General features: G+C 68.9%; 19 protein-coding genes. 12 read left to right on the top strand and 7 right to left on the bottom strand.

Features of this window, described 5'->3' with window-relative positions; all coding sequences use genetic code 11:
• The first annotated feature begins 47 nt into the window (after positions 1 to 47).
• From A5771_RS03600 to A5771_RS03590, 3 genes are read left to right on the top strand one after another with little or no spacing between them, the layout of a single operon-like run.
• Complete coding sequence (locus A5771_RS03600; protein ID WP_064853833.1) at positions 48 to 488, top strand: OsmC family peroxiredoxin; 441 nt, start codon at positions 48 to 50, stop codon at positions 486 to 488.
• Between the two features lie 14 nt (positions 489 to 502).
• The gene (locus A5771_RS03595; RefSeq protein WP_064853941.1) at positions 503 to 985 is read left to right on the top strand and encodes a hemerythrin domain-containing protein; all 483 of its coding nucleotides are present in this window, start codon (positions 503 to 505) and stop codon (positions 983 to 985) included.
• Positions 986 to 1,040: 55 nt separating this feature from the next.
• Positions 1,041 to 1,484 carry a hemerythrin domain-containing protein gene (locus tag A5771_RS03590; protein WP_064853832.1) on the top strand — a complete coding sequence of 148 codons (444 nt, stop codon included), beginning with the start codon at positions 1,041 to 1,043 and terminating at the stop codon, positions 1,482 to 1,484.
• Here A5771_RS03590 and A5771_RS03585 read toward each other — a convergent pair.
• Together A5771_RS03585 and A5771_RS03580 are read right to left on the bottom strand one after the other, a co-directional pair.
• On the bottom strand, positions 1,481 to 2,902 hold the full coding sequence (locus tag A5771_RS03585) for a PE-PPE domain-containing protein (protein ID WP_165606154.1): 1,422 nt from the start codon (positions 2,900 to 2,902) through the stop codon (positions 1,481 to 1,483). The two genes, A5771_RS03590 and A5771_RS03585, sit on opposite strands and share 4 nt — an antisense overlap.
• Positions 2,903 to 2,928: 26 nt before the next feature.
• Positions 2,929 to 3,687: a lipase family protein gene (locus tag A5771_RS03580; RefSeq protein ID WP_064853830.1), complete on the bottom strand. Its 759-nt coding sequence runs from the start codon at positions 3,685 to 3,687 to the stop codon at positions 2,929 to 2,931.
• Between the two features lie 272 nt (positions 3,688 to 3,959).
• Between A5771_RS03580 and ileS the strand changes: the two genes are divergently transcribed.
• From ileS to A5771_RS03560, 4 genes are all read left to right on the top strand, one after another.
• Positions 3,960 to 7,100, top strand: coding sequence for an isoleucine--tRNA ligase (ileS, locus tag A5771_RS03575; protein WP_064853829.1), 3,141 nt, complete (start codon positions 3,960 to 3,962; stop codon positions 7,098 to 7,100).
• A gap of 304 nt (positions 7,101 to 7,404) precedes the next feature.
• Positions 7,405 to 8,706: a PPE family protein gene (locus A5771_RS03570; protein ID WP_064853828.1), complete on the top strand. Its 1,302-nt coding sequence runs from the start codon at positions 7,405 to 7,407 to the stop codon at positions 8,704 to 8,706.
• 13 nt (positions 8,707 to 8,719) lie between these two features.
• Positions 8,720 to 10,099 carry a PPE family protein gene (locus A5771_RS03565; protein WP_064853827.1) on the top strand — a complete coding sequence of 460 codons (1,380 nt, stop codon included), beginning with the start codon at positions 8,720 to 8,722 and terminating at the stop codon, positions 10,097 to 10,099.
• Positions 10,100 to 10,114: 15 nt separating this feature from the next.
• Entirely contained in the window at positions 10,115 to 10,456 is a 342-nt protein-coding gene (locus A5771_RS03560) for a DUF732 domain-containing protein (RefSeq protein WP_064853826.1), read from the top strand.
• 2 nt (positions 10,457 to 10,458) lie between these two features.
• Here the strand turns inward: A5771_RS03560 and A5771_RS03555 are convergent, their stop codons facing one another.
• Entirely contained in the window at positions 10,459 to 11,025 is a 567-nt protein-coding gene (locus A5771_RS03555; RefSeq protein ID WP_064853940.1) for a class I SAM-dependent methyltransferase, read from the bottom strand.
• A 66-nt stretch (positions 11,026 to 11,091) separates the two neighbouring features.
• Between A5771_RS03555 and A5771_RS03550 the strand changes: the two genes are divergently transcribed.
• Positions 11,092 to 12,453 carry a DNA polymerase IV gene (locus tag A5771_RS03550; RefSeq protein ID WP_064853825.1) on the top strand — a complete coding sequence of 454 codons (1,362 nt, stop codon included), beginning with the start codon at positions 11,092 to 11,094 and terminating at the stop codon, positions 12,451 to 12,453.
• Between the two features lie 7 nt (positions 12,454 to 12,460).
• Here A5771_RS03550 and A5771_RS03545 read toward each other — a convergent pair whose 3' ends face one another.
• Positions 12,461 to 13,399 (bottom strand): asparaginase, encoded by a 939-nt coding sequence (locus tag A5771_RS03545; RefSeq protein ID WP_064853824.1) that lies wholly within the window; start codon positions 13,397 to 13,399, stop codon positions 12,461 to 12,463.
• A gap of 41 nt (positions 13,400 to 13,440) precedes the next feature.
• Here A5771_RS03545 and lspA point away from each other — a divergent pair, with 41 nt between their 5' ends.
• The 3 genes from lspA (at position 13,441) to A5771_RS03530 (ending at position 16,573) form a co-directional block, all read left to right on the top strand.
• The gene (lspA, locus tag A5771_RS03540; protein WP_064853823.1) at positions 13,441 to 14,037 is read left to right on the top strand and encodes a signal peptidase II; all 597 of its coding nucleotides are present in this window, start codon (positions 13,441 to 13,443) and stop codon (positions 14,035 to 14,037) included.
• Positions 14,038 to 14,041: 4 nt separating this feature from the next.
• Positions 14,042 to 14,980 (top strand): RluA family pseudouridine synthase, encoded by a 939-nt coding sequence (locus tag A5771_RS03535; RefSeq protein WP_064853822.1) that lies wholly within the window; start codon positions 14,042 to 14,044, stop codon positions 14,978 to 14,980.
• A 108-nt stretch (positions 14,981 to 15,088) separates the two neighbouring features.
• Positions 15,089 to 16,573: a hypothetical protein gene (locus A5771_RS03530; protein ID WP_064853821.1), complete on the top strand. Its 1,485-nt coding sequence runs from the start codon at positions 15,089 to 15,091 to the stop codon at positions 16,571 to 16,573.
• A gap of 3 nt (positions 16,574 to 16,576) precedes the next feature.
• On the opposite strand, the gene A5771_RS03525 is transcribed toward A5771_RS03530, so the two are convergent.
• Together A5771_RS03525 and A5771_RS03520 are read right to left on the bottom strand one after the other, a co-directional pair.
• Complete coding sequence (locus A5771_RS03525; RefSeq protein WP_064853820.1) at positions 16,577 to 17,347, bottom strand: methyltransferase domain-containing protein; 771 nt, start codon at positions 17,345 to 17,347, stop codon at positions 16,577 to 16,579.
• A gap of 5 nt (positions 17,348 to 17,352) precedes the next feature.
• On the bottom strand, positions 17,353 to 17,580 hold the full coding sequence (locus A5771_RS03520) for a dodecin family protein (protein ID WP_064853819.1): 228 nt from the start codon (positions 17,578 to 17,580) through the stop codon (positions 17,353 to 17,355).
• Between the two features lie 137 nt (positions 17,581 to 17,717).
• Here A5771_RS03520 and dnaE point away from each other — a divergent pair, with 137 nt between their 5' ends.
• Positions 17,718 to 21,257: a DNA polymerase III subunit alpha gene (dnaE, locus tag A5771_RS03515; RefSeq protein WP_064853818.1), complete on the top strand. Its 3,540-nt coding sequence runs from the start codon at positions 17,718 to 17,720 to the stop codon at positions 21,255 to 21,257.
• On the opposite strand, the gene A5771_RS03510 is transcribed toward dnaE, so the two are convergent.
• Positions 21,254 to 21,706 (bottom strand): PPOX class F420-dependent oxidoreductase, encoded by a 453-nt coding sequence (locus A5771_RS03510; RefSeq protein WP_064853817.1) that lies wholly within the window; start codon positions 21,704 to 21,706, stop codon positions 21,254 to 21,256. The genes dnaE and A5771_RS03510 overlap by 4 nt on opposite strands.
• Positions 21,707 to 21,758 lie beyond the last annotated feature (52 nt).

Genomic DNA, 21,758 nt, shown 5'->3' with positions numbered 1-21,758 from the left:
GTGCGGGTTCCAGCTCCTAGCCGGCGTCCGCACCGAGGAGGCGGCAGATGAGCATCGCGGATCGGACCGTACAGACCACCTGGGAAGGACCGCTGGCTACCGGGGCGGGAACGTTGGGTCACGGCAGCAGCGGTGCCCTCGACGGTCTGCCGGTGACCTGGGCGGCCCGCACCGAGCAGCCCGGCGGAAAGACCAGCCCGGAGGAACTCGCTGCCGCGGCCCACTCGTCGTGTTTCGCAATGGCGTTGTCGCTCAAGCTCGGTGAGAACGACACCCCGCCACAGCGCCTCGATGTCACCTCGACGGTCACCCTCGAGGAGGTCGACGGGCTGCCCACCATCACCACCTCCAGGCTGACGATTCGGGCGAAGGTGGCCGGTCTGGACGCCGACGGCTTCGCGGAGGTGGTCAGCGCCGCCGCTGCGCTGTGCCCGGTGTCGCGGTTGTTCGCCGGGGCCGAGATCAGCCTCGATGCCGCGCTGGTGTGAGCGGGGTGGCGCTGATGTCTGACGGAAACCTCTCGGCCGCACTGGAACGCGAGCATCAGGAGATCGACGCCGGCATCGGGGATTTCCTGGACAAGCTGGATGCCGGCAGCGTGGACGCCGAGGCCCTCCGGGCGACCCTGGCAGCGCTGCGGCGCCACATCTATATGGAAGAACAGCTCCTGTTCCCGCCGATCAGCAAGGGCGCCCAGATGATGTCGGTGTTCGGGATGATCCGCGGGCACGGGGAGATCTGGCGCACCGCCGACGCACTCGACCGCCTGGTCGGCGGGCCGGGCGATTCAGCCGACCCCGACACGTTGCGGGAAGTCTGCCAACGGCTGGTGGCGCTGTTGGTCGACCACAACAAGGTCGAGGAGCCGGTGATCTACCCGGCCGCCGACACCGGCCTGGCGCCCGAGCAGGCCGCCGAACTGGCGGGGTTCCTCGAAGCGGGCCGGATGCCCGAGGGCTGGGTCTGTGCGAAAGCCACTGTCTGAGTTGAATTGGGGAACGCCGGTGTCCGTTGAGAAATCAGACAGGTCCCCGTCGGCCATGCTGGAACGTGAGCATCAAGAGGTCGACGCCCGCCTCGAAGCGTTCCTGATCGGGCTCCGGGACGGCCGGGTCGATGCCGACGAGGTGAACGCGGCTCTGGAAGCGCTGCGCCGGCACATCTACCTCGAGGAGCGGATCCTGTTTCCGCCGATCCGGCACGGCGGGATGGCGATGCCGGTCGCGGTGATGATGACCGAGCACGGCGAGATCTGGCGCAGCATGGATGCGCTGGCGAGCCTGGTGGCCGGCGGTGACACCGAGCGGATCGGCGCGATCTGCCGACTGCTGCTCGATCAGCTCGCCGTGCACAACTCCAAAGAGGAGCAGGTCATCTACCGCGCCGCCGACTCCGAGCTGGAACCCGAGCAGGCGGCGGAGCTGACCGACTTCATCGAGACGGGGCTGATGCCCGATTCCTGGGAGTGCCGGGAGGCGCGCTAGAGGCCGCCGCCGAGTCCGAGTCCGAGGGCTACGGCGATCGGGATCAGCGTCATGTCGGCCGCGATCGGAAGACCGATTGCCTCGATGAGGTTGCCTGACTCGAGCTGGTCGAGAAAAATTGTCAGGTTGTAGACCGGCAGGGTCACGGTCAATGCCGTGAACATGTCGGCCAGCGGGAGCAGCTGGGTGTACCACTCCGACGGCGTCGCCGATGACCCGAGGTCCAGCGCGTTGAACACCTGGGTGAAGGTCGACAGGTTCGGATCGTCGAGGAAGGCGGCCGGATGAATGCTGAGGTCGCCGACCGCGTACGCCGCCCGCAGCAGCGGGCCGGTCGCCGGATTGTCGGCGATCGAGGCGAAGACGTCGTAAGTGCGCGGGTCCAGCAGATCCCGGCCGGCGGCGACGAGCCCTTCCGGTATCGCCGTGGCCAGCGCGTTGAAGACTTCGCCCCAATCGAGGTCCGGCGGGAAGAGGCCGAACGGGGTTTCCACGTCCGCCGGGCCCTGGCTCCAGCCCTCGGTGATGCCGCCGTAGCCGAGGTTCACCAGGATCTTCATCACCGGCTCCACCAGGTCGGCCAGCGGATTGCCGAGGAACGGCAGGAAGCGCACCAGATCCAGTAGCGGCAGATGATCCTGCGGAATCACGAAGTAGTGGGTCAGTGAGTCGGCGTCCGCCGTCGGCAGCGGTATGGCGTCCGCGATCTGGTCGGGTTCCAGCCCCAGGTAGGTGAAGTGCTCGAGAACCATTCCGGCCATGGCGTTCAGGACCGCCAGCGGATTGAGCGGGTACTGCGGGAAGTCGGCGAACCCGTCGTATTCGAGCGTGTAGACCTCGGTGGGGTAGAGGTCTGGCGTGGGATGGCCGAATGTGATGCCCAGGCTCGGGATCGACGGGTTCGAACCCAGCGGGACGTCGAAGCGTTCCAGTAGCCCGCCGTTGGGTGCCGCGGTGTCGCCGACCAGCACGAAGTGAACATCCTCGGCCGGTATGCCCTGGTCGGCGAGCTGGGGCATGGCCAGCGAGGACAGCGCTGAGCTCTGCGAGTAGCCGAAGACCACCATCGGATTCGTCGCGTCCACACCGCCGCCGGCGATTTGGCGGGTGACCGTCTCACTGAGCATCTGCGCCCCCTGGGTTTCGGAGACGAACGCCGGGAGGCTCTTGACGCCGGTCGTGGGGTAGAAGCCCGCCGGGGTGAACAGGGCCTGCGGTGTCCCGGTGAAGCCGTGCGGTTGGAGGTAGAGCGTGGTGGCGGCGTCGACATAGCCGGGCGGCGGGAGCGGGATCCCGCTGCCGCCCATGATCAGCGCTAACCCGTCTCCCAAGCCATCGCTCAGGCCGGCGAGCCGCACCTCACCCGCTCGAGATCCCGGTACCGCCGGGACGAGCCCGATCAGGACGGTGGCCGCCATACACAGTCCGCGAGCAACCGGCTTGGTCATGGCGGCGCGGCCATCAGCGCCGACAGCCCGGCGTGATAGGCGGCCAGGCTGTGCCGCCAGCCGAGGTCGATAGCCCCGCCGCTGTCCACAGCGATCTCGGCCCCCACGTGCACGTACGGCGACGGCGGTACCAGCGGCACGACGTCGAGGAAGTTCACCACCCGATAGCAGCATTCGATCGCCGCGTCGAAGGCGGCGGCGAAGTCGGGCAGCCCGACCCGCGGCCCGGCGAAGGTGGTCAGCCGCGGCTCGATGGTGTTGGGCGGCATCGCCAGGGCGATGTCCGGCGCCGCCAGCACGGCCAGTGCCGCGCCGAGGCTGTCGCCGGTGATCAGGATCTGGTTGCAGCCGTGGGTGGCGGCGGGCAGGTTGGCGGCGATGCTGCCCCGGACGCAGCGGTAGACGTCCTGGAACCCGGCGTGGACCTGGCCGAACCCGCTGACGGGTGCATAGACCGCCGGCACGAAGTCGAAGTCGGCGATCCAGTCGGCCACGTCCGCGCTGCCGCGAAAGGACACGAACGCGGTGCCGGTCGCGCTGTCGTGCCCCATCAACCCGAAGACGTTGGTGTCCTTGGCCATCGCTTTTGCCGGGTGCTGGTCGGGCAGTGCGGCCAGGTGCGTGGAATCGGCCTTGATCAGGGCGGTCTGGGCGAACCCGGGCGGCAGCGTGGGCTGGGCGCCGGTCATCACCGTGTAGGCCGCCTGCGCCAGCGGCAGAACCACATCGCGGGCATAGGACGCGCTGAATGCCACGCGAAAAAGTGTAGGGTCCGACGGCCCTGCCAATACGAAGATCGACCAGGGGATCTAGACTCTGGTGCCAACGGCAATGATCCGGCCATCACCGGGGAGTCTTCGGAAGAACGGGCCAGGCAGAGACCGGCCTCAGTAGAACCGAACGGGTAAGCCCGTCACAGCCTTGTTGAGCGGTCGCGTCGGCAGCGCGGCAAGCGGGGTGGTACCGCGGTGCTCGCGTAACCTGCGCGGCGTCGTCCCCGGGCCGGGCGCTTGGGAGACGACAGACAGTGAGCGAACGCAGCTATCCGAAGCCGGTCGCCGGCGCCCCCGACTTTCCGGCGGCCGAGGCCGAGGTCCTCGATTACTGGGCGGCTGATGACACCTTCCGGGCCAGTATCGCCCGCCGCGACGGCGCCGAAGAATACGTGTTCTACGACGGCCCGCCGTTCGCCAACGGACTGCCCCATTACGGGCATCTGCTCACCGGTTACGTCAAGGACATCGTGCCGCGGTATCGCACCATGCGCGGCTACAAGGTGGAGCGCCGGTTCGGCTGGGACACCCACGGTCTTCCCGCCGAACTGGAGGTGGAACGCCAGCTCGGCATCACCGACAAGTCGCAGATCGACGCGATGGGTATCGCCGCCTTCAACCAGGCCTGCCGGGAGTCGGTGCTGCGCTACACCGCCGAATGGCAGGCCTACGTCACCCGGCAGGCCCGCTGGGTCGACTTCGACAACGACTACAAGACGCTCGACCTGCCGTTCATGGAATCGGTGCTGTGGGCGTTCAAGCGGTTGTGGGACAAGGGCCTTGCCTACGAGGGCTACCGCGTACTGCCGTACTGCTGGCGTGATGAGACCCCGCTGTCCAATCACGAACTGCGGATGGACGACGACGTCTACCAGAGCCGCCAGGATCCCGCGCTGACCGTGGGGTTCCAGATCGTGGGCGGGGCGGCCGGAGAGGGGTCGGCTGGGGAGCTGGCCGGCTCCCATCTGCTGGTGTGGACCACCACGCCGTGGACGCTGCCGTCGAACATGGCGGTCGCGGTCAACCCCGAGGTGACCTATGTGCAGGTCGCGGTGGGGGAGCGCCGCTACGTACTGGCCGAAGCGCGGCTCGGCGCCTATGCGCGTGAACTCGGCGAAGAACCGCAAGTACTGGCGAGCTACCGGGGTGCTGACCTGCTGGGCATGCGGTACCTGCCGCCGTTCGGATACTTCATGGACTCCGCCAATGCTTTTCGGGTGCTCGCCGCCGACTTCGTCTCGACCGAGGACGGCACCGGGCTGGTGCACCTGGCGCCGGCTTACGGCGAGGACGACAAGAACACCACCGATCCGGCCGGGATCACCCCGGTCACCCCGGTGGACGCCAAGGGCCGCTTCGATTCCAGCGTCAGCGATTACGCCGGTCAGCACGTCTTCGACGCCAACAAGGCGATCATCGCCGACCTGAAGAACGGCACCGGACCGGTCGCCGCCAACGGGGCGGTGCTGGTGCGCCACGAAACCTACGAGCACCCCTATCCGCACTGCTGGCGGTGCCGCAACCCGCTGATCTACAAGGCGGTTTCGTCGTGGTTCGTGCGGGTCACCGAGTTCCGCGACCGGATGGTGGAACTCAACGAACAGATCACCTGGTACCCCGAGCACGTCAAGGACGGTATCTTCGGCAACTGGCTGCGCGGTGCGCGCGACTGGTCGATCTCGCGAAACCGCTACTGGGGCACCCCGATCCCGGTGTGGAAATCCGACGATCCGGCGTACCCCCGAATCGATGTCTATGGCAGCCTCGATGAGCTCGAGCGGGATTTCGGGGTGCGCCCGGACAATCTGCACCGGCCCTACATCGATGAGTTGACCCGGCCCAACCCCGACGATCCGACCGGCGCGTCGACGATGCGACGCATCCCCGATGTGCTCGACGTGTGGTTCGACTCCGGGTCGATGCCGTACGCCCAGGTGCACTACCCGTTCGAGAACTCCGACTGGTTTCAAACCCATTACCCCGGCGACTTCATCGTCGAGTACATCGGTCAGACCCGCGGCTGGTTCTACATGATGCACGTGCTGGCCACCGCGCTATTCGACCGGCCGGCATTCAAAACCTGTGTGGCGCATGGCATCGTGCTGGGCTCTGACGGGCAGAAGATGAGCAAGTCGCTGCGCAACTACCCCGATGTGAACGAGGTGTTCGACCGCGACGGCTCCGACGCCATGCGCTGGTTCCTGATGGCCTCGCCGATCCTGCGGGGTGGCAACCTGATCGTCACCGAGCCGGGCATCCGCGAGGGTGTGCGCCAGGTGATGCTGCCGTTGACCAATGCCTACAGCTTCCTGGCGCTCTACGCACCGAAACCCGGTGCGTGGCGCACCGATTCGTCGCACGTGCTGGACCGCTACATCCTGGCGAAGCTGGTCGCATTGCGCGATGAGCTGACCGCGGCGCTGGACGGTTGCGACATCTCCGGGGCGTGTGAGGAACTGCGCCAGTTCACCGAGGCGCTGACCAACTGGTATGTGCGGCGCTCCCGGCAGCGGTTCTGGGACGAGGACCCCGATGCCATCGACACCCTGCACACGGTGCTGGAAGTGACTTGCCGGCTGGCCGCACCGCTAATGCCGCTGACCACCGAGGTGATCTGGCGTGGTGTCACCGGCGAGCGTTCGGTGCACCTGACCGACTGGCCCGAGCCTGCCGGCCTGCCCGCCGATCCCGAGCTGGTCGCCGCGATGGACCAGGTGCGCGAGGTGTGTTCGGCCGCGTCCTCGCTGCGCAAGTCGCATCAGCTGCGGGTGCGGCTGCCGCTGCCCAAACTCACCGTGGCCGTCGATGAGCCGCAGCGACTGGCGCCGTTCACCGAACTGATCGCCGACGAGCTCAACGTCAAGGCGGTGGAGCTGACCGCCGACATCGACCGCTACGGCCGCTTCGACCTGGCGGTCAACGCCAAGGTGGCCGGTCCGCGACTGGGTAAGGATGTGCAGGCCGCGATCAAGGCCGTCAAGGCGGGACAGGGCGTGGTGCATCCGGACGGCACCCTGAGCGCCGGGCCGGTGGTGCTGCGCGAGGGCGAGTACACCTCGAAGCTGGTGGCCGCCGATCCGGAGTTCACCGTGGCCCTGCCGGATGGCGCCGGACTGGTCGTGCTCGACGGCACGGTGACCGAAGAGCTCGAAGCCGAGGGCTGGGCCAAGGACCGCATCCGCGAATTGCAGGAACTGCGCAAGAACACCGGCCTGCAGGTCTCCGACCGGATCAGTGTTGTGATGTCGGTGCCCGACCAGCGGCTCGGATGGGCGCAGGCCCATCGCGACCTGATCGCCGGCGAGATCCTCGCCACCGGCTTCGAATTCGGCGACCCGGGTACCGGCGCCGCGGAGATCGGCGACGGGGTGCAGGCGAGCATCGCCAAGGCGTGATCAGCGCAGCGGCCCGAGTTTCTCGCAGCCAGATTCTTTTGGTCACCGGCGGTCGGACCGCCCCCGACAGCGTGGTGCGCCTCGGCGGCCGATAATCGGTATTCGCGCTGATCAACGTGCCCGACGGCGCCCGGCGAACAGACCTCCGAGCGCCGTGGCAAGCGCTTGCCAGACGTGGCTCGCGCCGCCGGGAACACCGGTCTCGCCGGCCCGGAAACCGGCCCTCCGCTGGCTAACCTTCTGACACATCATCTTTGATTGCCGGTGGCTGCAGTCGGTTACTGATCGGAAGCGGAGGAGGGCTATGGATTTCGGGGCACTGCCACCGGAAATCAACTCCGCCAGAATCTATTCTGGGCCGGGGTCGGCTCCCCTGCTGGCCGCTGCGACAGCCTGGGATGCACTGGCAGGCGAACTGCATACCACCGCGACGGGGTACGGGTCGGTCATCGCCGACCTGGCCAGTTCAGCCTGGCACGGGCCCTCGGCGGGTGCGATGGCGACCGCGGCAGCGCCGTATGAACAGTGGATGAGAGCCACCGCGGCGCAGGCGGAGCAGGCGGCGCTTCAGGCCAGGGCGGCCGCTGGCGCCTACGAGCTGGCCTTCGGCGCCACCGTCCCGCCGCCGGTGATCGCGGCGAATCGGACTCTGCTCGCATCGCTGGTCGCCACCAATTTTCTGGGGCAGAACACGCCGGCGATCGCCGCCACCGAGGCCCAGTACGGCCTGATGTGGGCCCAGGATGCGGCCGCGATGTACGCCTACGCCGGCTCCTCGGCGGCCGCCACCCAGCTGACCCCCTTCTCCACGCCCCCTCAGACCACCGATCCCAGCGGACAAGGCAGCCAGGCGGCGGCGGTGGCCAACGCGACGCAGTCCTCGGCCGGCTCCAATGCGCAGTCGGCGCTGTCTCAGCTGATGTCGCAGGTGCCGAGCACCTTGCAGACGCTGACGACGAACCCGACCTCGCTGTCGTCGGCGGCTACCCAGGCGACAACAGGTCTGAAGAACGGCATGGACAGCATCACCAACTTCATCAAGGTCGTCGACGGTCCCTATTCGCCACTGGGGATACTGCGGCTGTTCAAGAACTGGTGGCAGGTCAGCTCGAGCCTGGCGAGCATGAACAACGGTGCGCAAAGCCTGGGTTCGTTCTTCAACCCGAAGCCCATCACCGGGGCGTTGTCGCCGCTGCTGGCCAGCGAGTTGCTGACCGGCGGGCCTGCGGTGAACCCGGCGAGCGTGCCCGCGGCCTCGGCGGCGATCGGCCGCGCGGGCATGGTCGGGTCGCTGTCGGTGCCGACCACCTGGACCTCGGCGGCACCGGGGGTCGCGCCCAGCGTGCAGACCGTCGCGTCGGTGTTGCCCAAGGCCGTGCTCGACGCGGCCCCCGCGATGGCCGTCAACGGCGAGAACGGCATGTTCGGGCAGATGGCGGCGTCGAGTCTGGCGGGCCGGGCACTCAGCGCGCCCGTCGGCCACGCCGTCGGCGCGGCCTCGCAGCGCACCATCGGCACCGTCACCCAGGTCACCAACGCGGTGGCGGCGGGCCCCGACATCGCCACCACCGCCACCATCATCGTCATCCCGCCGATTCAGAAGTAAGGAGGCGCAGCACATGGTTTTTCAGAGCTTCGCGGCGCAGCCGCCGGAGATCATCTCCGGTCTGATCTATTCGGGTCCGGGTGCTGCCCCCCTGCTGAGCGCCGCCTCGGCCTGGTCGGGGCTGGCCGCCGAGCTGCATGCCACCGCGTCCTCGTACGCCGCGGTGCTCTCGGGGCTGAGCGGGGGGTGGCAGGGCCCGGCGGCGACGACCATGGCGGCGGCCGCCGCCCCGTACGTGACCTGGTTGTCGACGACGGCCGCTCAGGCCGAGGAGACCGCCGGCCAGGCCAGCGCCGCGGCCAGCGCCTACGAATCCGCCTTCGCCGGTATCGTTCCGCCGCCGGTCATCGCTGCCAACCGCAGCCAGCTCGCATCGCTGGTGGCTGGCAATATTCTCGGGCAGAACAGTGCCGCCATCGCCACCACCGAAGCGCAATACGCCCAGATGTGGGCGCAAGACGTCGCGGCCATGGTCGGCTACGCGACGGCGTCGCAGGCCGCCACCCAGCTGAAGGCGTTCACCACACCACCGCGGACCACCAACGACAACACCGGCCAGGCCGCTGCGGCCGCCGAAGCGGCGCAGGCCTCGGCGCAGTCGACCGCCCAGTCGACGCTCGCCAAGCTGGGGCAGGCCATCGCCACGGCCCCCTCGCAATACACCGACGGGGCACAGAACGCGGTGGGCGCCGTCACCGGGGACACCGACATGGCGGGGCTGTACGAGTCGTTCTGGAACTTCCAGTCCTCGATCGGCTCGGAGGGCACCTGGACCAACGCGGTCGGCGGCACCACCAACCTGGGTATGACCCAGGTCAGGCTCTTCCACAAGCTGCCGAGTCCGCCGGCGATCCCCAAATCCGCGCTGGGTGGCGGGCTGATGAGTGCCGGGCTGGCAGCCGGCCCGGCCACCGGTCTGGCCCGCGGGGTGGCCACCGCCGCCTCGGCGAGTGCCGCCAGCGCCTCGACGGTGGGAGCGTTGTCGGTGCCGCCGAGCTGGGCCACCGCCGCCCCGGCGATCAAGCTGGCCTCTGTGGCCGTGCCGACCACCGCCCTGGGGGCGGCCCCGGCGGCGCAGCTCGGCGGCCTGCTCAGCCCGGCGGCGCTGGGCAGCTTGACCGGAGGCGCCCTGGGTGGTCCGGCCACCCGGGTGGCCGCGCCCGGTGTGCGGGTCGTCGCGGCCAACGCCAAGAACCGTGACGCTCCGGTCAAGCTCGATCAGGTCATTGCCCAGCTGCAGCAGACGCCGGACGTGGTGCAGCATTGGAACGTCGACGAAGCCGGGCTCGACGATCTGGTCGCCAAGCTGTCGCTGAAGCCCGGAATCCACGCTGTGCACGTGTGCGCCGAGGACGAGGCGGTGCCCACCGGACCGCAATCCGCGCTCGGCTGACCCCGGAGGTATGCAATGCGAGTCCTGTTCGCCCCCGTGGTGGCACTGACCGCGATCGTTCTCGCCGCGCCGGCGCACGCCGAACCCGGTGTCGTCGAGGCAAGCGCCGTCGATCCGACCGACTTCATCACCTCGCTGCACCAGGTGGGCATCGCCTTCGATGATCCGGCGCAGGCCGTGGCGGCCGGCCAGGCGGTCTGCGGACTGGCGGCCAACGGCGAAAGCGGCTTGGAGTTGCTCACCGATCTGCGCGAGGCCAATCCCGCCCTGACCATAAGCGGCGCCGCCCAATTCGCGACGATCGCGGCCAAAACCTATTGCCCGCAGCAACTCACCCCGGCCAAGTCAGCCAAGTAGTTTCAGGGCTTGACCGCTCGCCAGCGTTGGCGCCCGCCGGCTCTGCACACCTGGACATCAGCGAATCCGCTGCGCTGCAACCGGTCCGGAAGCGTCTCGGGGGAGACCGGATTGTAGGTGTCGCGAATGTGCAAGAGGCGGAACGTCGTCGAATGCACGCCGTCGCTGCCGGCGAACACCCCGCCCGGCTTGAGCACGCGAAACGCCTCGTCGAACAACCGATCCTGTAACGCAGGCGTCGGGACGTGATGCAGCATCGTGAAGCACACCACCGAACTGAACTTCCCGGCCGGCAAGCCGGTGTCGGTGCCGTCGCCGTTGATGATGCGCGCCCGCGCGCCGTATCTCGCCTGGAGCCGCTCGGTCATCGGGGAATCGATCTCGACCGCGGTCAACTGCGGCGTCATCTCCACCAGACACCGCATATTGGCGCCGTAGCCCGGGCCGATCTCCAAGGTGTCATCCCCGAGGTCCACGCCGGCGAGCGCCCACGGCAGCAGCTTGTGCTCGACGCTGCGCGCCCAATACGGCGAACTGCAGCACAGCCGGTGAACCAGATTCATCGCCACGAACACTCACGATAGACCCGCGTCGGCCGGCGGCGGCGCACTTGCGGCCCAATAGGATCGAGCACTGTGGACGCGAGGTGGGTCCTGCACCTGGACATGGACGCCTTCTTTGCCTCCGTCGAGCAGCTGACCCGCCCGACGCTGCGCGGACGGCCGGTACTGGTCGGCGGGCTGGGCGGCCGCGGCGTGGTGGCCGGCGCCAGCTACGAGTCGCGGGTGTTCGGGGCGCGCTCGGCGATGCCGATGCATCAGGCGCGTCGCCTGGTGGGCGCCGCCGCGGTGGTGTTACCGCCCCGCGGCGCGGTCTACGGGATGGCCAGCCGCCGGGTCTTCCAGATCGTGCGTGCGGTGATCCCGGTCGTCGAGCAGTTGTCCTTCGACGAGGCGTTCGGCGAACCGGTGGAGCTGGCGGGGACGAGCGCCGAGGACGTGCAACGGTTCTGCGAGCAGTTGCGGCGCCGGGTGCGCGAGGAAACCGGCCTGGTGGCCTCGGTGGGGGCCGGTTCGGGCAAGCAGATCGCCAAGATCGCCTCCGATCTGGCCAAACCCGACGGGGTGCGGGTGGTCAGCCGCGCCGAGGAACGGGTGCTGCTCGACGGCCTGCCGGTGCGCCGGCTGGGGGGGATCGGCCCGGTCGCCGAAGAGAAGCTGCACCGGCTGGGCATCACCACCATCGGGCAGTTCGCCGCGCTGACCGATAGCGAGGTCGCCGACATTCTGGGCGCCACGATCGGTCCCGCCCTGCACCGCTTGGCCTGCGGGATCGATGACCGCCCGGTCGCCGAACGCGCCGTGGCCAAACAGATCAGCGCCGAATCCACCTTCGCCACCGACCTGACCACTCTGGAGCAGCTGCGCGCCGAGGTCGGCCCGATCGGCGAGCACGCCTATCGCCGGCTGCTGCGCGACGGCCGGGGCGCGCGCACGGTGACGGTGAAACTCAAGAAGGCCGACATGAGTGTGCTGACCCGCTCGGCCACCCTGCCCTATGCGACCACCGATGCCGCCGCATTGACGTCGGCGGCCGTCCGGCTGCTGCTCGACCCGCAGCAGGTCGGCCCGATCCGGTTGCTCGGGGTGGGGTTCTCCGGGCTGACCGATGTCCGCCAGGAATCACTGTTCCCGGATTTGGTTTTTCCGGAGGAACCCACCGCATCCGAGTCACCGGAAACGCCTGCCGCAGAGCCGATTTCACCGCCGTCTACCGCGCCGTGGCGGATCGGCGATGACGTCGCCCACCGCGAGCTGGGGCACGGCTGGGTGCAGGGGGCCGGGCACGGGGTGATGACGGTGCGGTTCGAGACCCGCAGCTCGGGCCCGGGCCCGGTGCGGACGTTTCCGATCGACGAGCCGGCGATCACCCGCGCCGATCCGGTCGAAAGCCTGGACTGGCCGGACTTCGTCGCACTCCCGGAGGAGCCGGGTTAGGGAGCGGTCAGCCCCATCGGGCGATGACGTCACCGGCGGTGGCGCCCGCTCCCAGCGCCGCCATCAGCAGGACCCGGGCCTGCGGGGGCCGCAGCCGGGGCACCATGACGGCACCGGCGTCGACCAGCGCCCGGCCCGGCCCGTAGGCCGCACCGACCCGCGCATCCGGCACCCGGCTGGACACCGCGACCGCCACCCCGTCGCGGCAGTGCCGACGCACGCCCTCGATCACGGCGGATCCGGCGTTGCCCGAACCCAACGCCTCCAGTACCACCGCACGCGCACCGGCGGCCACGCAGGCGTCCAGGGCCACCGCATCCGCGCCGGCGTAGAGCGCGATGACGTCAACCCGGGGTGCCTCGGCCAGCTCCAGGTGGGGACGGACCTTGCCGTCGTTCAGCCGCACCCGCCCATCCGCCACCGTGCCCAGCCGTGGCCCGCTGAAACCGGTCAGATCGGTGGTGCTCGTCTTGGACAGGCCCAGCGGCGCCAGCACCTGCCCGGCGAAGCACACCAGCACCCCGAGTCCTCGCGCCGCCGGGTCGGCGGCCAGCGTCAGCGCGTCGCGCAGGTTGCCCGGACCGTCGGCGTCCGGAGCGTCCGCGCTGCGCTGGGCGCCGGTCAGCACCACCGGGGCCTCCCCGGTGTAGCCCAGTTCCAGCCACAGCGCGGTCTCTTCGCAGGTGTCGGTGCCGTGGGTCACCACCACCCCGTCGGCGCCACTGTCCACGGCGGCCCGCACCGCGGTCAGGATCCGCTCCCAGTCGGCCGGGGTCAGCTCCGAGCTGTCGCGCGCCATCAGGTCGACCACCGTGACGTCGGCGCTGGCGTCCAGACCGGCGACCAGATCGGCACCGTGTACGGTCGGTCGGCGCACCCCGCCGTCGTCGGTGCTGGCGGCGATCGTTCCGCCGGTGGCGATGACCGTGAGGCGCTTGGACACCATGCCGCGATCATGCCGCACGCGCGCTAAGGGATGATGGGGGCGTGACTGACGAGACAACCGACTCGACCGAGCCGGCCGTCGATCCGGTGCCGGACCCGGAGCCGGCCGCGCCGCCGCGGCGGCTGGGCCTGCTGCTGTCGGTGGCCGCGGTGGTGCTGGTGGTCGATGTCGTCACCAAGGTGCTCGCGGTGAAGATGCTGACCCCCGGCCAGCCGGTGTCGATCATCGGCGACACCGTCACCTGGACCCTGGTGCGCAACTCCGGTGCCGCGTTCTCGATGGCAACCAGCTACACCTGGGTGCTGACGCTGATCGCCAGCTCGGTGGTGCTCGGCATCATCTGGATGTCGCGCCGCCTGGTGTCACCGTGGTGGGCGGTCGGGTTGGGCATGATCCTCGGCGGGGCCCTGGGCAATCTGGTGGACCGGTTCTTCCGGGCGCCCGGCCATCTGCAGGGCCACGTCGTCGACTTCCTCTCCATCGGCTGGTGGCCGGTGTTCAACGTCGCCGATCCCGCCGTGGTGGGCGGGGCGATCCTGCTGGTCGGGCTGTCGGTGTTCGGCTTCGACTTCGACACCGTGGGCCGCCGCCGCGCCGAGGAGCCGCGTCGTGAGCCCGACGCCGGCGACGAGGCCTGATGCCGTGACCGAACGGTCCATGCCGGTGCCGGAGGGGCTGGCCGGCATGCGCGTGGACGCCGGGCTGGCCCGCCTGCTGGGCCTGTCCCGCACGGTTGCCGCCACCCTGGCCGAGAACGGCGACGTCGAACTGGACGGCGCACCCGCCGGCAAGTCCGACCGGTTGGCCGCCGGCGCCTGGTTACACGTGCGGCTGCCCGCGCCGCCCGCCCCGCTGGAGAACACCCCGACCGAGGTCGAGGGCATGACGATCCTGTACTCCGATGCCGACATCGTCGCCGTCGACAAACCCGCCGGGGTGGCCGCCCACGCGTCGGTGGGCTGGACCGGGCCCACCGTGCTGGGCGGGCTGGCCGCCGCCGGCTACCGCATCACCACCTCCGGGGTGCCCGAACGCCAAGGCATCGTGCACCGCTTGGACGTCGGCACGTCGGGGGTGATGGTGGTGGCGATCTCCGAGCGCGCCTACACCGCGCTCAAACGCGCCTTCAAGGCCCGCACCGTCGACAAGCGCTACCACGCGCTGGTGCAGGGCCATCCGGATCCGTCCAGCGGCACCATCGACGCCCCGATCGGCCGGCACCACGGCCGGGACTGGAAGTTCACCGTCACCGCCGACGGCCGGCACAGCATCACCCACTACGACACGGTGGAGGCCTTCGTCGCCGCCAGCCTGCTCGACGTGCACCTGGAAACCGGTCGCACCCACCAGATCCGGGTGCACTTCGCCGCCCTACGGCATCCGTGCTGCGGCGACCTCACCTACGGGGCCGACCCGACCCTGGCCAAAAAGCTCGGCCTGGAACGCCAGTGGCTGCACGCCCGCTCGCTGGCCTTCGCCCATCCCGGCGACGGACGGCGTGTCGAGATCACCAGCGAGTACCCGGGTGATCTGAAGCACGCCCTCGACGTGCTGCGGCACCGCGACCAGCACGCGCTCTGACCAGCGCCGCATTGCCGAGAGCCGCTACGGCGCGGCGATTTCCGGTGGCGCCGCAGCATCCCCTATCCTTTGCCGGTCGTAGTGCAGGTTTTCGGGCGAGGTCGAAGTATGAGGCAACGCCGGTGCGGGCGAGGTTTTCGGTGGGCCGGGGCGTTGCTGACCGCGGGATTGGTCGGCACGGGCGCGGCGCTGGCGCCGGCGGGCTACAGCAGCACCGTCGACGGCCGACCGGTCTCGATGCGCTATGACCCATGGCGGGTCAGCGGCCTGCCGGTGACCGACGGCCCCAGTGGGCCTCGCCCGGACGCGCCCGCGGCGACCGGTACCGTGCGCGACGGCGACGGCGGCGACATCGATCGGCTGGCACTGCTGGCGGTCAACGACATCGCCGATTTCTGGCAGCGCAACTACGACGGTTTGCGCGGCCGCTTCGCCCCGATCGGCACGCTGATCTCCTATGACTCCAGCGACGCCGCCGACTCGACACTCTGCGGTGTCGACACCCACGGGTTCGTCAACGCGTTCTATTGCTACGGCCACGACACGATGGCGTGGGACCGAGGGGTGCTGCTGCCGGGCGCCAAGCGCTACTTCGGCGACATGGCGGTTACCGCGGTGCTGGCGCACGAATACGGGCACGCGGTGCAGGACATGGCCAAGCTGGTCGACAGCTCGACGCCGGTCCTGGTGGCCGAACAGCAGGCCGACTGCTTCACCGGGGCCTATCTGCGCTGGGTCGCCGAAGGCGATTCACCCCGCCTGACCCTGAGCACCACCGACGGACTCAACGGGCTGTTGGCCGGGCTGATCACGCTGCGCGATCCGGTGCCCGGCCCGGACGGCGAACTGATCGTCGGAGCCGGACACGGCACCGCGCTGGACCGGATCGGTGCCCTGCAGCTGGGCTTCGACACCGGCGTGCAGCGCTGCGCCGAGATCGACACCGGCGACATCGAACACCGCCGGGCCGGCACCCCGGCGTCGTTGCGGGTCGGGCCCACCTCCCACCCGCCGTCGCCGGTGACCCGCATCGATGAACGCCGCCTGACCCGAATGATCGAGGCGCTCAACACCCGTTTCCGGCCGGTGCGCCCGCCCGCGCTGTCCTTCGCGTCGGCGTGCCCCGACGGTGCGGCAAGCCCACCGGTGTCCTACTGCCCGGTTGCCAACACCATCGCCGTCGACCTGCCCGGCCTGCAGCGCCTGACCGGCGCCCTCGACGACGACGGCGGGAGCCGGCTGATGCTGCACGGTGCCAACACTGCTCTGTCGGTGGTGATGTCGCGCTACACGCTGGCGTTGCAGCACCAGCGCGGTGTTGAGCTGACCTCGGCGATGGCGGGGCTGCGCACCGCGTGCCTGACCGGCCTGGGGCAGCGGCGCCTGTCGGAATCGTCGGACGAGGGCACCCGCGGGACGCTGAGCGCCGACGACCTCGACGAGGCGGTCACCGGCCTGCTCACCAACGGCCTGGCCGCCAGCGGCGCCGACGGCGCGGCGGTACCGGCCGGTTTCACCCGGATCCAGGCGCTCCGTTCCGGCCTGTTGGGCGACGCCGAGCTGTGCTACCAGCGCTACTCCTCACCCGCCTAGGGCTTACGCGCCGGGTTTACGCGCCTCGACGAGCACCCGGGTGGCGTGCGCGACGAACGGGCCGTGGGCCTCGATGCGCTCATGCAGCTCGCGAAGCCGGTCCCGGTGCTCGTCGACAGCGAAGTCGGGCACCGTCCAGATCACCTTGCGCAGGAAATAGATCACCGCGCCGACGTCGTAGAACTCGGCGCGCAGCCGTTCCATCCGCAGATCGAGCACCTCCATACCGACGGCCGCCGCGTCGGCCCGCACCGCTTCGGGTGCGTACTGGGCGCCTTTACCCGGCATCGGCCCGAGAAAGAACTCGCTGAGCTCGAGCATCGTCGCCGGACCGATCTGCTGGGCGAAGTAATGACCGCCGGGCCGCAGCACCCGAAAGATCTCGTCCCACCACGTCGCCAACGGGTGCCGGCTGCTGACCAGATCGAAGGCGTCATCGCCGAACGGCAACGGCGGCCGGTCCGGCACGGTCACCACCACGACGCCCCGCGGATGCAGCAGCGCGGTGGCGCGGGCGGCATTCGGCGGCCACGACTCGGTGGCGGCCATGGCGGGCGGGAAGCTACCGAACCGTTCGATGCCCGCCAGCACCTCGCCGCCGCCGGTGTGCAGGTCGACTGCCGCCGCCACGCCCGACAGTCGTTGCGCCAGCTGACGTTGATACCCCCACGACGGCCGCTGTTCGGTGGCCCGGCCGTCCAGCCAGGAGAACTCCCAGCCGTCGACCGGTGCGGCCGTGGCCTCGGCGACCAGCTCGTCGAAGCTGCGCGGCACGGTCGTCAGCTGGGTTCGCGCGAGGCCTTCGGCGGCCGGATCTTGAAGGAGATCCGCAGCTTGGTGCGGTAGATGATTCCGCCTTTGTCGTCGAGGGTGAGGTCTTGTTCGACGACCTGGGCGACGCGGATGTCGTCGATGGTTTGCTTGGCCCGGTGCACCGCCTCGGCCGCGGCGTTCTCCCAGGACGACGGGCTGGTGCCGATGATGTCGATCACCCGGTACACGCTCATGTATGTGTCTCCTCCGCTTACGACGAACCTCAACGTAGTGCACGGCGGCGGCCGCTGTCCGGAGAAACGCCCGCCGGCAAGACACACCCGCCGACACGCCGAGTGCCGTCGGTGGCCGGCCATAGACTGGCGGACCTATGGGATCTTCGTTCGTACACCTGCATAACCACACCGAGTACTCGATGCTGGACGGTGCGGCGAAGATCGCCCCCATGCTGGCCGAGGCCCAGCGGCTGGAGATGCCCGCGATCGGGATGACCGACCACGGAAACATGTTCGGCGCCAGCGAGTTCTACAACGCCGCGACCAAAGCCGGGATCAAGCCGATCATCGGGGTGGAGGCCTACATCGCCCCGGGTTCTCGGTTCGATACCCGCCGGATCCACTGGGGCGATCCCGGCCAGAAGAGCGACGACGTCTCCGGCGGTGGTTCCTACACCCACCTGACCATGGTCGCCGAGAACGCCACCGGGTTGCGCAACCTGTTCAAGCTGTCCTCGCTGGCTTCCTTCGAAGGCCAACTCGGCAAGTGGTCGCGGATGGACGCCGAGATCATCGCCGAGCATGCCGAGGGCATCATCGCCACCACCGGATGCCCGTCGGGGGAGGTGCAGACCCGGCTGCGGCTGGGCCAGGAGCGCGAGGCGCTGGAGTCGGCCGCCAAATGGCGGGAGATCTTCGGCGCCGAGAACTACTTCCTGGAACTGATGGATCACGGTCTGTCCATCGAGCGCCGGGTGCGCGACGGGCTGCTCGACGTCGGTCGCAAGCTCAGCATTCCCGCGCTGGCCACCAATGACTGCCACTACGTCACCCGCGACGCCTCGCAGAACCACGAAGCGCTGCTGTGTATCCAGACCGGCAAGACGCTGTCGGATCCGACCCGGTTCAAGTTCGACGGCGACGGCTACTACCTCAAGTCGGCCGCCGAGATGCGGGCGTTGTGGGACGACAGCATCCCCGACGCCTGCGATTCCACCTTGCTGATCGCCGAGCGGGTGCAGTCCTACGCCGACATCTGGACCCCGCGCGACCGGATGCCGGTGTTCCCCGTTCCCGACGGCCACGACCAGGCGTCCTGGCTGCGCCACGAGGTGCAGGCCGGCCTGCAGAACCGTTTTCCGGCCGGGGTGCCGGCCGAGTACACCGAGCGCGCCGCCTATGAGATCGATGTCATCTGCGGCAAGGGATTTCCGTCCTACTTCCTGATCGTCGCGGACCTGATCAACTACGCGCGCTCGATCAACATCCGGGTGGGTCCGGGCCGCGGCTCTGCGGCCGGGTCCCTGGTGGCCTACGCGCTGGGCATCACCAACATCGACCCGATTCCGCACGGGCTGCTGTTCGAACGCTTCCTCAACCCGGAGCGGCCGTCGGCCCCCGACATCGACATCGACTTCGACGACCGTCGCCGCGGCGAGATGGTGCGCTACGCCGCCGAGCGATGGGGCAGTGACCGAGTCGCCCAGGTGATCACCTTCGGCACCATTAAAACCAAAGCGGCGCTGAAAGATTCGGCGCGCGTGCATTACGGGCAGCCCGGTTATGCGATCGCCGACCGGATCACCAAGGCACTGCCGCCGCCGATCATGGCCAAAGACATCCCGCTGTCGGGCATCACCGACCCGACCCACGAGCGCTACAAGGAGGCCGCCGAGGTCCGCACGCTGATCGACACCGATCCCGACGTGCGCACCATCTATGAGACCGCGCGCGGTTTGGAAGGCCTGGTCCGCAACGCCGGCGTCCACGCGTGTGCGGTGATCATGAGCTCCGAGCCGCTGATCGACGCGATCCCGCTGTGGAAACGGCCGCAGGACGGCGCCATCATCACCGGCTGGGACTACCCATCGTGCGAGGAGCTCGGCCTGCTGAAGATGGACTTCCTGGGCCTGCGCAACCTGACGATCATCGGTGACTGCCTGGAGAACATCAAAGCCAATCGGGGCGTGGACCTCGACCTGGATTCGCTGCCGATGGACGATCCGGCCACCTATGAATTGCTGGGCCGCGGTGACACGCTGGGGGTGTTCCAGCTCGACGGCGGCCCGATGCGCGACCTGCTGCGCCGCATGCAGCCCACCGAGTTCAACGACATCGTCGCGGTGCTGGCGCTGTACCGGCCCGGCCCGATGGGCATGAACGCCCACAACGACTACGCCGACCGGAAGAACAACCGCCAGCCCATCAAACCCATCCATCCCGAGCTGGAAGAGCCACTGCGCGACATCTTGTCGGAAACCCACGGTCTGATCGTCTACCAAGAGCAGATCATGTTCATCGCGCAGAAGGTCGCCTCCTACACGATGGGCAAGGCCGATGCGCTGCGTAAAGCCATGGGCAAGAAGAAGCTTGAAGTGCTGGAGGCCGAGTACAAGGGCTTCTACGAAGGGATGACGGCCAACGGATTCTCCGAGAAGGCCGTGAAAGCGTTGTGGGACACCATTCTTCCGTTCGCGGGCTACGCGTTCAACAAATCGCACGCGGCCGGCTACGGCCTGGTGTCGTACTGGACGGCCTACCTCAAGGCCAACTACCCGGCCGAATACATGGCCGGCCTGTTGACGTCGGTCGGTGACGACAAGGACAAGGCCGCGGTGTACCTGGCCGACTGCCGCCGCCTGGGCATCACCGTGCTGCCGCCGGACGTCAACGAATCCGAACTGAACTTCGCCTCGGTGGGCGCCGACATCCGCTACGGGCTGGGCGCGGTGCGCAATGTCGGCGCCAACGTGGTCGGCTCCCTGATCGGCACCCGAACGCACAAGGGCCGGTTCACCGATTTCTCCGACTACCTCAACAAGATCGATATCGCCGCCTGCAACAAGAAGGTCACCGAATCGCTGATCAAGGCCGGTGCCTTCGACTCGCTGGGACATCCGCGCAAGGGTCTGTTCCTGGTGCACACCGACGCCGTCGACTCGGTGCTGGGCACCAAGAAGGCCCAGGCGATGGGTCAGTTCGATCTGTTCGGGGGCGCAGACGGCGACAGCGCCGGCGCCGACGCAGTGTTCGGCATCCGGGTGCCCGATGAGGAGTGGGCCGACAAGCACAAACTGGCCCTCGAGCGCGAGATGCTCGGACTCTACGTCTCCGGGCATCCGCTCAACGGCATCGCGCACCTGCTGGCCACCCAGGTCGACACCCAGATTCCGGCGATTCTGGAGGGCGACATCGCCAACGACACCCAGGTGCGGGTGGGCGGCATCCTGGCATCGGTGAACCGCCGGGTGAACAAGAACGGGATGCCCTGGGCGTCAGCGCAATTGGAGGACCTTACCGGCGGTATCGAGGTGATGTTCTTCCCGCACACCTATTCCGCCTACGGCGCCGAGGTCGTCGATGACGCGGTCGTGCTGGTCAACGCCAAGGTCGCCATCCGCGACGACCGGATCTCGCTGATCGCCAACGAGCTGGTGGTGCCCGACTTCTCCGGCAACGCCGCTGATAGGCCACTGGCGGTCAGCCTTCCGACCCGGCAATGCACCATCGACAAGGTCAGCGCCCTCAAGCAGGTGCTGACCCGCCATCCCGGCACGGCACAGGTGCAGCTGCGGCTGATCAGCGGGGAGCGGATCACCGTGCTGGAGCTGGATCCCTCGCTGCGGGTGACCCCGTCGTCGGCGCTGATGGGCGACTTGAAGGCGCTGCTGGGCCCGGGGTGTTTGGGGGGCTAAGCGGCCTTCAGTGCCACCGCCACGATGGCACTGTCGGGCCAGAGGGTGCGGCTTCGCGCCCGCCGCAGCTTTTCGCGCAGCGGCAGGTCGCGGTGCACATTGGTCACGCCCGGAATCTGGATCATCGGAATCACGTTCCACTGCCAGCCGTAACGCGCGCGCAGGATGCGGTTGGCGGCCTCGGCCCCGTCGCCGGACAGGATCGTGGCTTTCCCGGTCACCGGGGCGGTGTCGGGACGGCGCCGGCCGCGGTAATCGCAGGGGACCAACTCGACATCCGGGCGTAGCGCCAGTCGCCGGGTCTTCGGGCCGATCTTGGTGCGGAACACCACGGTGTCGCCGTCCAGCGCGAACCATATCGGCGTGTCCACGGCCGAGCCGTCGCGGCGGAAGGAGCGCAGCAGCGCGTAGCGGGTGTCGTGCAGTTCTTCGAGTCGTTGTGCGAGCATGGCGCCAGTGAACAACCTAAAGTTAGCTCTAAGTCAAGCACCAGGGAGCGGC

Origin of the sequence: Mycolicibacter sinensis, assembly GCF_001667375.1 — a bacterium.
GTDB lineage: Bacteria > Actinomycetota > Actinomycetes > Mycobacteriales > Mycobacteriaceae > Mycobacterium > Mycobacterium sinense_A.
Note: the sequence above shows the minus strand (reverse complement) of the source record. Positions and strands in the feature narration are given on the sequence as shown.